This window comes from Desulfovibrio fairfieldensis (assembly GCF_001553605.1).
GTDB lineage: Bacteria > Desulfobacterota > Desulfovibrionia > Desulfovibrionales > Desulfovibrionaceae > Desulfovibrio > Desulfovibrio fairfieldensis.
The window spans coordinates 456334-469603 of record NZ_CP014229.1 but is presented as its reverse complement, the minus strand read 5'-3'; the positions used below and the strand labels follow the sequence as shown (position 1 = coordinate 469603).

Annotated in this window: 9 protein-coding genes and 1 riboswitch; of the genes, 5 read left to right on the top strand and 4 right to left on the bottom strand. The window is 62.6% G+C overall.

Translation table 11 applies throughout. From position 1 onward, the window contains the following. Positions 1-13: 13 nt before the first annotated feature. Complete coding sequence (locus tag AXF13_RS01980) at positions 14-1441, top strand: sodium:solute symporter family protein (RefSeq protein WP_062251452.1); 1428 nt, start codon at positions 14-16, stop codon at positions 1439-1441. Positions 1442-1703: 262 nt separating this feature from the next. Here the strand turns inward: AXF13_RS01980 and AXF13_RS01975 are convergent, their stop codons facing one another. Both AXF13_RS01975 and AXF13_RS01970 read right to left on the bottom strand, forming a co-directional pair. Beyond that, entirely contained in the window at positions 1704-2363 is a 660-nt protein-coding gene (locus AXF13_RS01975) for a potassium channel family protein (protein ID WP_008685441.1), read from the bottom strand. Positions 2364-2511: 148 nt separating this feature from the next. Then, complete coding sequence (locus tag AXF13_RS01970) at positions 2512-3861, bottom strand: TrkH family potassium uptake protein (RefSeq protein ID WP_223299955.1); 1350 nt, start codon at positions 3859-3861, stop codon at positions 2512-2514. Positions 3862-4208: 347 nt separating this feature from the next. On the opposite strand from AXF13_RS01970, the gene AXF13_RS01965 reads away from it, so the two are divergent. Further along, positions 4209-7736 (top strand): response regulator, encoded by a 3528-nt coding sequence (locus AXF13_RS01965; protein WP_062251450.1) that lies wholly within the window; start codon positions 4209-4211, stop codon positions 7734-7736. Positions 7737-7865: 129 nt separating this feature from the next. Beyond that, positions 7866-8000: riboswitch (TPP riboswitch) on the top strand. A gap of 57 nt (positions 8001-8057) precedes the next feature. Then, complete coding sequence (gene thiC, locus AXF13_RS01960; protein WP_062254670.1) at positions 8058-9338, top strand: phosphomethylpyrimidine synthase ThiC; 1281 nt, start codon at positions 8058-8060, stop codon at positions 9336-9338. A gap of 743 nt (positions 9339-10081) precedes the next feature. Here the strand turns inward: thiC and ahpC are convergent. Further along, positions 10082-10648: an alkyl hydroperoxide reductase subunit C gene (gene ahpC, locus AXF13_RS01955; RefSeq protein WP_009303614.1), complete on the bottom strand. Its 567-nt coding sequence runs from the start codon at positions 10646-10648 to the stop codon at positions 10082-10084. 286 nt (positions 10649-10934) lie between these two features. Continuing rightward, complete coding sequence (locus AXF13_RS01950) at positions 10935-11846, bottom strand: EamA family transporter (protein WP_062251449.1); 912 nt, start codon at positions 11844-11846, stop codon at positions 10935-10937. Positions 11847-12273: 427 nt separating this feature from the next. On the opposite strand from AXF13_RS01950, the gene AXF13_RS01945 reads away from it, so the two are divergent. Next, the gene (locus tag AXF13_RS01945; protein ID WP_062251448.1) at positions 12274-12729 is read left to right on the top strand and encodes a Fur family transcriptional regulator; all 456 of its coding nucleotides are present in this window, start codon (positions 12274-12276) and stop codon (positions 12727-12729) included. Between the two features lie 251 nt (positions 12730-12980). Next, the gene (locus AXF13_RS16390) at positions 12981-13148 is read left to right on the top strand and encodes a hypothetical protein (protein ID WP_009303612.1); all 168 of its coding nucleotides are present in this window, start codon (positions 12981-12983) and stop codon (positions 13146-13148) included. Positions 13149-13270: the final 122 nt, after the last annotated feature.

Sequence of the window (13270 nt, the reverse complement as noted above, 5' to 3'; positions counted from 1 at the left end):
CGAGGAGGATTCCATGGGCTGGTATCTCGGCTACATCATCGTCTATTTCCTGATCATGTTCGGCATCGGCTTTTACTATTTCCTGAAGGTCAAGAACGCCGACGACTATCTTATCGGCGGCTGGAGCATGGGCTTCTGGCCCATTGTGGGCACGGTCATCAGCACCTGGTGCGGGGCTTCGGTCTTTATCGGCACCGTGGGCCTGGGCTTCCAGGTGGGGGCTTCGGGCTATATCCGTTTCAGCCTTGCCAGCGTCATCTTCACCCTGATTCTGATCCTGGCCTTCGGCCGCGCCCTGCGCCGCCAGCGCCTCTACACCCTGGCCGACCTTTTCGGGCAGCGTTTCGGCGTGCGCGCGGGCATCATTCCCTCCCTGCTCTCGGCCGTGGTCTACGCCATTCCCACCACGGCCATGCAGTATCTTGCCATGTCCACCATCTGGTCGGCCTGCTTCGGCATGGACGTGGGCAACGCGCTGGTTCTCTCGGCCGTGCTGGTGCTGGCCTTCACCGTGCTGGGCGGCCTGCCCGGCACCATCGTCACCGACGCCCTCCAGGCCGTACTGATCATCACGGGCATCGTCATCCTGGCCGTGGCCTCCGTGAGCCTGGCCGGGGGCATGGGGCCCATGCTGGCCGCCACCCCGCCGGAATTTCTCTCGCCCTCGGGACCATACGGGGCCAAGGAGGCGGCCCTGTTCTTCATCTCCGTGGGGCCTTTTTATCTGGTCTGGCAATCCTCCTGGCAGCGCATCTTCGCCGCCAAGTCCGAAAAGGTCTCGCTCAACGCCAATACCCTGGGCGTGCTGATCTGCTGCGGGGTCTTTGTCTGCCCCATTCTCATCGGCCTGGCCGCCCGGCAGTTCCTGCCCCCGGACATCAACCCGGACCTGATCTTTTCCACCGTGACGCGCGATCTGCTGCCCCCCTACGTGGGCGGCCTGATCTACTGCGCCCTGCTGGCCGCGCTGGTGACCGGGGCAGACTCCTTCATCCTGCAGGGCTCGTCCAACCTGACCCATGATTTCTACCGCCAGCTCATCAATCCCAAGGCCGACAACCGGCGGCTCATGCTGGTTTCGCGGCTCACCGTGGCCCTGGTGGCCCTGGCCGCGCTGTGGGTGGCCTTCAACTTCACGGGCATCATCGCCATCTACCAGTGGGCCCTGCGCCTGACGGCCACCACCATCGTGCTGCCTTTCCTCGCCACCATGCTCTGGCGCGGCCTGACCCGCGCCGGGGTTATGGCGGGCATGCTGGGCGGCCTGGTCTCCACAGTGCTCTGGCCCTATCTGGGCCTGGACTTCGACCAGACCCTGTTCGGCTTTCTTTTCAGCGCGCTGGGCGTGTTCGGCGTGAGCCTGGCCACCCGGCACCATCCCGAGGAGCATGTGGCCGCCGTGCTGTGGGAGGATCTGCCCACCGCCGGCATGCGGCGCTGAAGCCGCCGTATTCCGGACGCATCCTCCGGTCCTGAAAGAAGACCGCGGCCTCCCCCAACGGCAGCGTCCCGCGAATTTTCGCGGGACGCTGCTTCATCGGCTCGAAATAAACGAAAAGTTCCAGAGTAGTTCAACGTTGAAATGCTCCAGGTGTAATGTTTCAACAGGTTGTTCACCCTGCCTCGAATCGGTAAAGCCGGAATTAGCGGACAACAGCAAACCGGGCCGAGGACAGAGTGAACAGCCTGTTGAAACATTACACCTACGGCTGCAGATCGCCCATGGAATCCGCCCGCCCGGCCACCACCAGGGTGTCGCCGCGATGCAGCACCGTGCGCGCCGGGGGCACGAAAATGAAAGAACGCTCGCCCACCGGGCGAATGCCCATGACCATCACATTGAAACGCTGCATGAGGTTGAGGTCCACCAGGGTTTTGCCGTCCCAGTGGTCCACGCGCAATTCCTGGATGGCGATGCCCCCGTATTTGGGGATCAGGTCCAGCATGCCCGGATAAGTAAGCTGATGGGCTGCCATGACCGCCGCGTCGGTTTCCGGCACCAGGGCGCGGTCCACGCCCAGGCGCTGGAGAATCTTGCGGTGTTCCTCGTTGGAGGCCTTGACCAGGATTTTGGGGCCGCCCAGTTCCTGCACGTTGAGCGTGACGTTCAGGGACTGCTCCACGCTCTGCCCCACGCTGATCACCACCCAGTCCAGATCCTGGATGTGCAGGGAACGCAGCACGCTGATATTGGTGGCGTCGGCCCGATAGACCGAGTTCAGGGTCTCTTCGGCCAGTTGCACGCGGGTTTCGGACATGTCGATGCCCACCACGGTATGCCCCAGGGAAACCAGGGTGGTAGCCATGCGCAGGCCGAACTTGCCGAGGCCGATGATCCCGATCTCCAGTTTTTTTTCAGGCATGTGATTTCCTTTCTTCCACATTTGAAACAGGTGGATTTTTCGTCGCTGACAAGGAAGGCAAATTTTTTATGAAGGGCGTGAACTCTTCGGTTCACAACCGGAATAAAAAACGAGGCCTGACGCGGTCAGCGGCGAAAAGGCCGCCTGTTTAGCCGATGGGGAGCTGGGCTTCGGCTACGGTATACGCCTTCTTCGGCTGCAAACTCTGCACGGCCATGAGCAGGCTGAGCAGGCCCACGCGTCCGGCGAACATGTTGAAGATGATAATCATTTTGCCTTCCGCGCTCAAATCCGGGGTCAGGTTCACGGAAAGGCCCACGGTGCCCAGCGCGGACACGGTTTCGAAAAGCAGGCGCAGCATGGAGACGCCCTCGCGCCCGGTGCGGTGCAGAATGCCGTTTTCCGTAATGCTCAGCAGAAAAGTCGAAACCGCGATGAGCATGGAATAGAGAAAAAAGAGGGTCAGGGCGCGGGTGACGTTGCCCCTGGTCACGCCGCGTCCTTCCAGCACGATCTGCCGGTCGCCGCGAAACTGGGCGGCCACGTAGCCCGTGAGCACCCGGAAGGTGACCACCTTGATGCCGCCCGCGCAGGAGCCGGGCCCGGCGCCGATGAACATCAGGGCCATGAGCACCATGAGGCTCGCCTCGCTCAGAGCGGCCATGTCCACGCTGTTGAAACCGGCGGTGCGCGCGATCACGGACTGGAAAAAGGAGGTAATCGCCAGGTCGAAGCCGTCGCCCACGCTCTGCTCGTTGCCCGCCCGGAAAAATTCGATGCAGAAAATCAGCACGGTGCCCGCCACGATCAGAAACAGGCTGGTCTTGACCACCAGGCGGCTGAAACGGCTCAAGCGATGCACAGGGGCGCCGAACCTGCCGCCGCTGAGCAGGCCCAGGAATTCCCGCAGCACGCCGAAGCCGATGCCGCCCAGAATGACGCTGCCCGCGATCACCAGGTTGACCACCGGATCATCGCGGAAGGGCATCAGATTGTCGGGGCTCAGGGCGAAGCCCGCGTTGCAGAAGGAGGAAACAGCGTGGAAAACCGCGCTGAAGGGGTGAAAAAAGCGGGGATCATGCAGATAGAGCAGCATGGCGGCAAGGGCTTCGATACTGAAAACCAGGGCCAGCACCTGGCGCACAAAAGCCGCCAGATTGAAATCGCCGCCCAGCAGGGCCTGGCTGACCGCCTCGCGGTTGGTAAAAGGCACGTTGTTGCGCCAGAGCAGAAAGATGATGCTCGTATAGGTCATGACGCCCAGGCCGCCCAACTGGATCAGGAAGAGCAGCACGCCCTGGCCGAAGGGGCTGAGCACCGAACTGATGTCCACGGGCGTGAGCCCGGTGACGCAGACCGCCGAGGTCGCCAGAAAGCAGGCGTCCAGGGTCTGCAGTTCCCGGCCCGGATGCCAGCTCGGCGGCAGGCAGAGCAGCACGGTGCCCAGGGCGATGGCTCCCAGAAAGGAGAAGACCGGCCAGGTAAGAGGGCTGAACAAACGCTTGCACTGCATTGCAGTGGTGTATTCCAGGCGTGGGGGGATTGCAAGGCGCGCCGCCCGCGCCGAAGCGGGTCAAGCCCTTCGGGCCCGGAGGCTTTACGCATGCAGGCCCCTGGGGCTTCCGGCGCGGGCGGGCTTCCGGGAGACGGAAAAGGCCCGCCTCTGGGGCGAATCCGTCCGGGAGGCTCCGCAGCGGCCCGAGCCGGTATATTTTTTAGCCCCGCGCGCGGCGGCCTTGCCTGAAGCTCCACCAGGGGCTAAAGTAATCGCGCTGTCCTCTTTCATACTTATTCAATTCCACAACGGATGCGCCCCGTTTGGAATCCCCTGTCGGTGAGGATGCCATGGCCGTTACTTCCCCGGGCAAGACATGCATACAGATGGAACGCCGCCGTGTCCTGCTGGGCGCGAGCCTTCTCTGCCTGGGCATTCTGGTCCTGTCCGCCTTTTCCTGCTGGAGTTTTTCCAGCCTGCTCGCAAGCCAGACCAGCGACCACGCGGTCAAGCTCGCCCGTTTGTCCATCAGCAAGGATCTGGCCCTGCGCGCCTGGGTGGCCGATCTCGGCGGGCTTTACGCGCCGGTGACCCCGGGCACGCCCCCCAATCCCTGGCTGGCCCCTGAAAACCGCGATTTCACCCTGAGCAACGGCATGGCCGTCACCCGCATCAACCCGGCCTATGCCTTCCGCCTGGTGCAGGAACGCTGGATGAAGGCCTCCACCGGCCAGGGACGGCTGGTGAGCCTCAGGCCCATCAGGCCCGCGAATCAGGCCGACCCGTGGGAAGCCGCCGCCCTGGAGGAATTGATCCGCAACGGCGGCGAGGAAAAGCTCGGCCGGGACGATACGGGCGGGCAACAGCGCGTCCGCCTGATCCATGTCCTGCGGGCCGAAAAGAGTTGTCTGACCTGCCATGCGGTTCAGGGATACAGGGAAGGCGAGGTGATCGGCGGGCTCAGCGTCAGTCCGCCGCTGGCGGAAATGGCCCGGATGCAAGAGGCGCTGAGCGGCAAAATCACCCTGCTGCACGTTCTCTTCGCTCTGTTCTGCATTCTGGGCGTGGCCTGGTTCTGCATGCGGCTGCTGCGGCGCGTTGACCAGCGCAACGCCGCGCGCGACGCGCTCCAGCATCTGGCCGACAGCCTGGAACGACGCGTGGAGGAACGCACCCGCCAGTTGAGAGCCTCCCAGGCGCACAGCCTGCGCCTGCTCAACGCTACCAGCGACGGCATCATCGGCACGGACAGGGACGGCGCCATCAGTTTTGCCAACAGCGCCGCCCAGGCCATGCTGGGCTATGCGGAAAACGAGCTGATCGGCAGAAACCTGCATGAAACCCTGCATCCCATCCTCCCTGACGGCTCGCTCAATCCCAAGGAGAGCTGCACGCTCTGCCGGGCGCGGCTGGGGTCGGAGAGCATGCGTTTCAGCCTGAAATCCTTTCTGCACAAAAACGGCTCCATCGTGCTGGTGGACGGCAGCATCGCCCCCATTCTGGAAGACGGCGCGGCCACGGGCTCCATTCTGGCTTTTCACGATGTGGGCGCCGCCTACAAAACCGAACTCTGGCAGCGCCTCATTTTCGACAGCGCCGGGGAGACGTTCTTCATCTGGGATGAAAACCACAAGCTCCGGGACTGCAACGCGGCCGCGGTCAAGTGGCTGGGCGTGGGCTCCAAGGAGGAGGCGCTGGCGCGCATCAAGGAACTGCAGCCGCCCCTGCAGGAGGACGGCACGCCCACCGCCCGGGCCCTGGCGCGTGTTTTCTCTCTCTGCGATCGAAAAGGCATGGTGCACGCATGCTGGATGTTCCGCCACGCCGACGGCAGCCCGCTGCCCTGCGAAGGGGTGATGGTGCGGCTGACCTCATCCCTGGGCCGGGGCTACTTCGCCTCGGTGCACGACCTGCGGGAAATCCGCGCCTATGAGGCGACGCTGCAAAACGAGCGCCGCCTCTTGAGCGACGTGGTAGAGGCCGCGCCCTCGGCCATGCTGATCTGTACCGGCGAGGGCAAGGCGCGCATGCTCAACCCTTCGGCCGCGCGCCTGACAGGCTTGGCCGCGGGGGAAAACTGCTCGGGCATCTGGGCGGATTATCAGGGCTATCTCGATCTCTGCGCCGGAGCAGAGCAAGGCCTCCCGGCGGTCAACGTTCCCATGGCCGTCCGGCGGCTGGACGCTCCGGACGGCCCGTGCCGGGAAACCCTCGCCGGCATCAGCACCATCAATTACCGGGGCAATCCGGCTCAGCTGATCTGGCTTCAAGACATCACCGAACTCAGGGCCGCGCGCTTGGCGGCGGAGGCCTCCACCCGCGCCAAAAGCGACTTTCTGGCGCGCATGAGCCACGAAATCCGCACGCCCATGAACGCCATTCTGGGCATGACCCACCTGCTGCTCCAGACCCGCGTGGACGAACGCCAGCGCCACTATCTGGAAAGCACCCGGCAAGCCGCGCGCAATCTGCTGGGCCTGCTCAACGACATTCTCGACTTTTCCAAAATCGAAGCCGGGCGCATGACCATGGAAAACGCGCCTTTTCTCCTTTCGGAAGTGTTGGAAAATCTTGCGGACCTGCTCGTTTTCAGCGCCGCGGAGAAGGGCCTTGAGCTGCTCTTCTACGTGGGGCCGGACGTGCCCTACGCTCTGGTGGGCGACAGGCTGCGCTTTTCGCAGGTGCTGACCAATCTCGCCAACAACGCCCTCAAATTCACCCATCAGGGCTCCGTGACCCTCAGCGTATACCTGGAGTCCAAAGACGCGCATCAGGCGCGCCTGCGGGTGGAGGTGCGCGACACGGGCATCGGCCTGACCAGGGAACAGGCCGGCACGCTGTTCCAAGCCTTCCAGCAGGTGGACACCTCCACTACCCGACGTTACGGCGGCACCGGCCTGGGGCTCGCCATCTGCGAGCGTCTGGTGGGCATGATGGACGGCCGGATCCGGGTGGAGAGCGAGCCGGGCAAGGGCAGCGTCTTTGTCTTTACCGCCGTTCTGGGCCTCGGCGACGGCGCGCCCGTGGACGCCGCCCCGAGGGAATTTCGCGGCAGGCGCGTGCTGCTGGCCTCAGGTTCCCCCGCATGCCGCGACGTGCTGGCGCGCCTGCTGGACGACCTGCGCATGACGGTGCGCACCGTGGATTCCGGCACGGCGGCCCTGGAGGCGGCGCGCGCGGCCCTGGCGGAGGGCGCGCCCTTCGACCTGGCCCTGGTGGACCATTATCTGCCGGGAGCGGGCGGCCTGGACTGCGCGGCAGCTCTGGGGCGGCTCAGCAACGGCCTTCTGCCCAGGCTGCTGCTGGTTCCGGCTTCCTATATGGATCAGTACCACGACGCACCCGGCCTGGACGCCGGGACGCGCATCCTGCCCAAGCCCGTCTGGCGGGCCTCGTTGCGCAATGCCGTCGTGGCGGCCCTGGGCCTTGACCTGCCTCCCATCCCCCTGCGCGGGAGCATGGAGCGGGACGAACCCGACGATACGCGCGCCGTGGCGGGCGGGCGCGTCCTTCTGGCCGAGGACAATGAAATCAACCAGGAAGTGGCCCTCAATCTCTTGGAAAGCCTGGGCATGCGGGTCGCCCTCGCCAAGGACGGGGCCGAGGCCGTGGAGCTCTGCCGAGGACAGTCCTTTGACCTGATATTCATGGACATTCAGATGCCCATCATGGACGGACTGACCGCCACCCGCAAAATCCGCGCGCTGCCGGGAATAGGACCGTCCGAGCCGCCGATTATCGCCATGACGGCCCATGCCATGAGCGGCGACCGTGAAAAAAGCCTGGAAGCGGGCATGAACGACCATATCACCAAGCCCATTGATCCCCGGACTCTCAGACGGAAACTGTGTGCCTGGCTGGCGCGCAAGACAGCGTAGGCCTTTCGCCGAGGGGAGGCGGGGCGCAAGCCCCCCTGCGGGCAACGATCCTCGGCCAACGGCAGGCGGCGCGGCCCGTTGAGCACGCGCACAAAGTCCTTTACAGCGCCACGGGGCCAAGCTATAGATGACGGGAGCTAGGGGAGCCGCGCGGGATGTGTTTTGCGAAAACACGTCCAGGGCGGCTGAGAGTGGGGAATCAGCCCCAGACCCTGTGAACCTGACGCAGTTCGCACTGCCGGAGGGAAGCTGCAGCCGCACCCGCTTTCCCCGCAGGTTGTGGCTTTTTTTGCGCCCTGCGTCGCAACCCGCGAGGCACTCATGTCATCTTCGCTCTGCTCGAAAAACGCCGCCCTGCGCGGCCTGCTCGACCGGCATTTGGCCGCCCTGGCCCAGGAGGAGGGCCTGGCCCCCGAAGCCATCACCAGCGCCCTGGAAGAGGGCAGCATGGTGCTTCTGGGCAACCCGGCCCATGAGGGACTCAGGCCCATCCTGGTGGGCCAGCCCTCCCGGATCAAGGTCAACGCCAACCTCGGCACGTCGCCGCTCTGCAACTGCCCGGAAACCGAAAACCGCAAAATCAAAGCCGCCCTGGACGCCGGGGCCGACACGGTCATGGACCTGTCCATTGCCGGAGACCTGGACGCCATCCGCGCGGGCATGCTCAAGGCCTGCCCCCTGCCCCTGGGCACGGTGCCCATGTATGCCGTGGGCCAGCAGATTCTGGACGCCGAGCGCGACATCAGCAGCATGAAGCCGGACGACCTGTTCGCTGAGATCGAAAAACAGGCCCGCCAGGGCGTGGATTTCGTCACCGTGCACTGCGGACTTTCCCGGCGCGGCGCGGAACTGGCCGTCAAGGACAACCGTGTGCTGGGCATTGTTTCGCGCGGCGGCTCCATGCTGGCCCGCTGGATGCTGGAAAATGGCCGTGAAAATCCGCTGCTGGAATATTTCGACCGCCTGCTGGACATCTGCCTGCCCTACAACGTCACACTGTCCCTGGGCGACGGCCTGCGCCCCGGCGCGGGCGTGGACGCCGGCGACGCCGCCCAGTGGGAAGAAGTGATCAACCTGGGGCAACTCGCCAAATACGCCTTGGAAAAGGGCGTGCAGTGCATGATCGAAGGTCCGGGCCACGTGCCGCTGAACCAGGTGCGCACCCAGATCCAGGGCATCAAGCGCCTGACCAACAACGCGCCCCTCTATGTGCTGGGGCCGCTGTGCTGCGACAGCGCGCCCGGCTATGACCACATCGCCGGGGCCATCGGCGGCGCTCTGGGCGTGGAAGCCGGTGTGGACTTTCTCTGCTATCTGACCCCGGCCGAGCATTTGACGCTGCCGGACGTGGACGACGTGCGCGCCGGGGTGATGGCCTCGCGCGTGGCCGCCCATGTGGGCGAAGTGGCCCTGGGCCGCCCCAGGGCCGTCGAACGCGAAGCCGCCATGAACGCGGCCCGCAAGGCTCTGGACTGGGAAGGCATGTCCAGGGCGGCCCTGGACCCGGACCAGCTCGCCAAACGCCGCGAGGCCCACAAGAGCGAGGAAGTCTGCGCCATGTGCGGGAAGTTCTGCTCGGTGAAGATGCTGCGCGGCCATTAGGAGCTATTTCTAAATTGTCCTTTCGCCCTCTGCCTGCGTTAGGCTCGCCCCGTGCGAAGGTCGGATATATTTGAATATACTCCCTTCGCCCAGGACTCGCCTTCCTTGGCAGAGAACGAAAATACTTATTTAGAAACAGCTCCTAGAGCGGATTCACGTTAAGAATCTACATTCTTAACCTTTAAAGACTCTCACTTCGGCGCTTAACAGCGCGAATAAATTGCACTTACGCCTTCGTGGCGGGCAATTTTAAAGTGAAATTGCTCCAGGGCCTGTTGATACTACTGGGATTTTGTTTGCCGGCAAGGAGAACAAGCCTTTTATGAAAGGAGTGTACTCTTCTGGTACTCGCTTCAGCCGTTGCGACGAAGGAAGCTACGGATGAGGACAGCAATGAGTTACACAAAACTCCTCTCATCGAAATCACTGTCGCTATCCGTAACACAGCAGAGCTGTGAACGGCTGGCGCGACTGGAATAAAAGGCGAAGTTCGACAAAGCCAGCGGGCAAAAGAATGTAGTGTCAACATGCCCTAAGCTGAGCAAAATGATTAATGAGTAACGAAAAAGCCCGGCGTGATCTCTCACGCCGGGCTTTTTCGTTACACCATGCATCCGGCAGGCGTGATTTTTTGCTCGCCGTCAAGGCAAACAAGCGGCCCGGCGCGGGAACGCAGCTTACTACGTGACCAAACCGGGCCGCGCGGTTTAACGCCGCCAGCGACAAAAAGGCGCGTCTGCCGCCTACAGTTTGCCCACCAGATCCAGACCGGGCTTCAAGGTCGCCGCGCCGGGCTTCCACTTGGCCGGGCAGACCTGGTCGCCGTGCTCGGCGACGAATTGCGCGGCTTCCAGCTTGCGCACCAGTTCGTCGGCATTGCGGCCGATGCCCAGGTCATGCACCTCATAGGCTTTGATTTCGCCCTGGGGGTTGATGATGAAAGTGCCGCGCAGGGCCTGGCCTGTCTCTTCAATGTAAACCCCGAAAAAGCGGGAAAGCCAGGTGGCGCTGTCCGAAAGCATGGGATAGCGGATCTTGGCGATGCTTTTGGAGGCGTCGGCCCAGGCTTTGTGCACATAGGCACTGTCCGTGGACACGGAGTAAATTTCGCAATTCAGTTTCCGGAACTGGTCGTAATGGTCGGAAAGGTCTTCCAGTTCCGTGGGGCAGACAAAAGTGAAGTCCGCCGGATAGAAGAAAATGACCGACCAATGCCCCTGCAGATCCGTATCGCTGACATCCTTCAACTCGCCGTTGTGAAAGGCCTGGACGGTGAAGGGTTCCACTTTCTTATTAATCAGACTTTCCATGATACTTTCCTTTATCCTTATAGTGAAGAAGCGCGGCTCGCTCCCGTTGTTGAGGACTTCTGAACTCGGCCCCTTGATTTAATGAAAATGATATTCATTTCTTATTAGCTTTGTCAAGCCTTCAGCCGGGTCAGAACTGAAAGAATTGTACACCGGACGCTTTCCACCGGCAAGACGCGAAATACTCGGGGAAATCCCGCGAAAAAATGCGGTTTCCGCGGGGCCGGGAGCAGCCGCCCTCTCTCACGGTCGCGGGGCAGTTGCCCATTTTCAATCTGAACATATTCTATTTATTATGCTTGTGCCAAAGCACGAAAAAAACCGAGCCCACTGTCAGGCAACAGGCCAGGATCATACGGCCTGAAATAGTTTCTCCGCCCAGCCACCAGCCGAGAAAAATGCCGATGACCGGCACCACATACTCATAGGAGACGGCAGTGGCGATGGAAACATGGGCCAGCAGCCAGAAATAGCTGGAATAGGCGATGATGGAGCCGCCGATGGTCATCCAGGCGAAGGCCAGCACAACTTCGGGCCGCAGGTTTTCCCAACGGGTCATGGCCGCCTCGCCGCAGGCAAAGCCCAGCAGCAGGCTTTCCAGGCCGCCGATAAGCAGCAGCAGGCCGCAGGACTGCAAGGCCGAAAGCCGGGTGGACAGGGGAAAACGCCGTGTCAGCAGAGAACCGGTCACCCAGCCCAAGGTAGCCCCGAAAACCCAGAAAATGCCGCCCAGGCTGCTCTGCTCCGCGCCGGAACCGGCCTGGCTGAAGCCCAGCAGAGCCAGGCCGCACAGGCCACCGGCCAGTCCCAGCCACTGCATGGCCGAAGGGCGCTGCTCGCCGCCGAACAGCCAGGCTCCCACCAGCATGGAAATAGGCGTGGAACCGGTAACCACGGCGGCCACGCCGGAAGAAATGTACTCCTGCCCCTTGCCCAGAAAGCCGCTGGCCATCAAGACCATGAACACGGCAAGCCAGCAGGCGTGCCGCCAGTCGGCGCGCGAGGGGCGTTGCCAGCGGCCCGTGCAGGCGATGGCCGCGCAGAGCAGCATCCCGGCCAGAAACATGCGCGAACCGCAGGCCAGAAAAGGTCCCAGCACTTCCAGGGTGAATTCAAAGCCGATATAGGTGGAACCCCAGGAAATATAAACCAGAAAGAGGTTGAGCAGAATTTTCAGACTCAGAGGGGAAAGGCGCACGGCGGAACTCCTTGACGCTCGGGCATTCCCGCATTCCGCACGGGAAAGCGCGGGAGACGCCGTGCGCCGCCGGTTTTCAGAGAGGCGGCGCGGGCTGGACAACCTTCGCCATTGGCGCGGACGGCGGAAGCGGCAGCCGCTGGCGAGTCTTCGAGCCGTACGGATACCGATGGCACGTGGTTTATCACTGCCGTCCCTGCCCGCAAGCCCTTTTGGGCGGGCGGGGACGCCTCCGGCCGCTTCCTTGCGGTTGGGCGCGGTGTCCGCTCACGCGGCCGCCGGAGCAATTCACTCATTTCAAGCGTGAATTGCTCTATCCAGGCGTATATCTTCTGTCAAGCCGCCGGAGCAAAGGCGGCCCGATCCGACCGCGCGGGCCACTTGGCAGAAAGGCATACCCCGTGCTAAAAGACTATGGGGGTTGGTTATGTCCAAACAAAACAACGCGTCCCTGGCGGACTTCCTGGACTTCATGAGCCGCAAGGGGCTGAACACCACATCCCAGCGACGCGTCATTGCCGAAGCGTTTTTTGAACTCCCCGGCCACCATTCGCTGGAAGAGTTCTATCAATATATTCTGAGGCGCGATCCGGGCATCGGACAGACCACGGTCTACCGTACGCTCAAGTTGCTCTGCGACGCCGGGCTGGCCACGGAAATCCATTTCAGCGACGGCATCACCCGCTATGAAGTGGCCCGGCCCGACAGCCACCACGACCACATTGTCTGCCTCTCCTGCGGCAAAATCGTGGAAATCTGCGATCAGCGCATTGAAAAACTGCAGCGCGAACTGGCGGAAAAGCACGGGTTCAGCCTGAACGGCCATGTGCATAATCTCTATGGCCTGTGCGCGGACTGCCGCGCCGCTGAAAGCAAGGACTGAATACGGCCCGGCCTGATCCACCGCGTGAACGGCTCAGCCCGCTTCGGATGGTGGACAGCCCTGCCGGTTACGGGTCTTTTTTTATAGAGCCGTAACGAACTTGACATTCATTTTCATAACGGTCATACTTGACTTATGACGGAAAGGCGGCGTCCTGCACATCCGCCCTCCTGCCCGTCTGTTCCCACCCGACTCCGCAGGCTCCGCATCCCGGCACGCCTGCACGGGCACGTCAAGCAAAGGTGAAACTCATGGATATGCAATTGCTGCTGATCATTATCTGCGTGGCTGCCGCGCTTTTTTTCATCGGCCGCCGTTTCTACCGCTGCCTGCGTAAAGGACAGTGCTCCTGCGGCTGCGAAAACGACGGCAAAAAAAACGGCTGCCAGGGCGGCTGCTCCGGCCATAAACTGCCCTGACCCCTATCCAGGGGTACCTCCTCCACTCCCACAGGACAGCAAAGCCTCCCGCTTTTACAGGCGGGAGGCTTTCGGCATTAGAGCGTTTTGCTATTGAAAATATCCCAACGCTCTGTGCGGAT

What these genes read in the sequence shown, in the direction of transcription:
- AXF13_RS01980 (WP_062251452.1), top strand. Translation starts at nt 14, where the DNA reads ATGGGCTGGTATCTCGGCTACATCATCGTCTATTTCCTGATCATGTTC.
- AXF13_RS01975 (WP_008685441.1), bottom strand. Translation starts at nt 2,363, where the DNA reads ATGCCTGAAAAAAAACTGGAGATCGGGATCATCGGCCTCGGCAAGTTC.
- AXF13_RS01965 (WP_062251450.1), top strand. Translation starts at nt 4,209, where the DNA reads ATGGCCGTTACTTCCCCGGGCAAGACATGCATACAGATGGAACGCCGC.
- thiC (WP_062254670.1), top strand. Translation starts at nt 8,058, where the DNA reads ATGTCATCTTCGCTCTGCTCGAAAAACGCCGCCCTGCGCGGCCTGCTC.
- ahpC (WP_009303614.1), bottom strand. Translation starts at nt 10,648, where the DNA reads ATGGAAAGTCTGATTAATAAGAAAGTGGAACCCTTCACCGTCCAGGCC.
- AXF13_RS01945 (WP_062251448.1), top strand. Translation starts at nt 12,274, where the DNA reads ATGTCCAAACAAAACAACGCGTCCCTGGCGGACTTCCTGGACTTCATG.
- AXF13_RS16390 (WP_009303612.1), top strand. Translation starts at nt 12,981, where the DNA reads ATGGATATGCAATTGCTGCTGATCATTATCTGCGTGGCTGCCGCGCTT.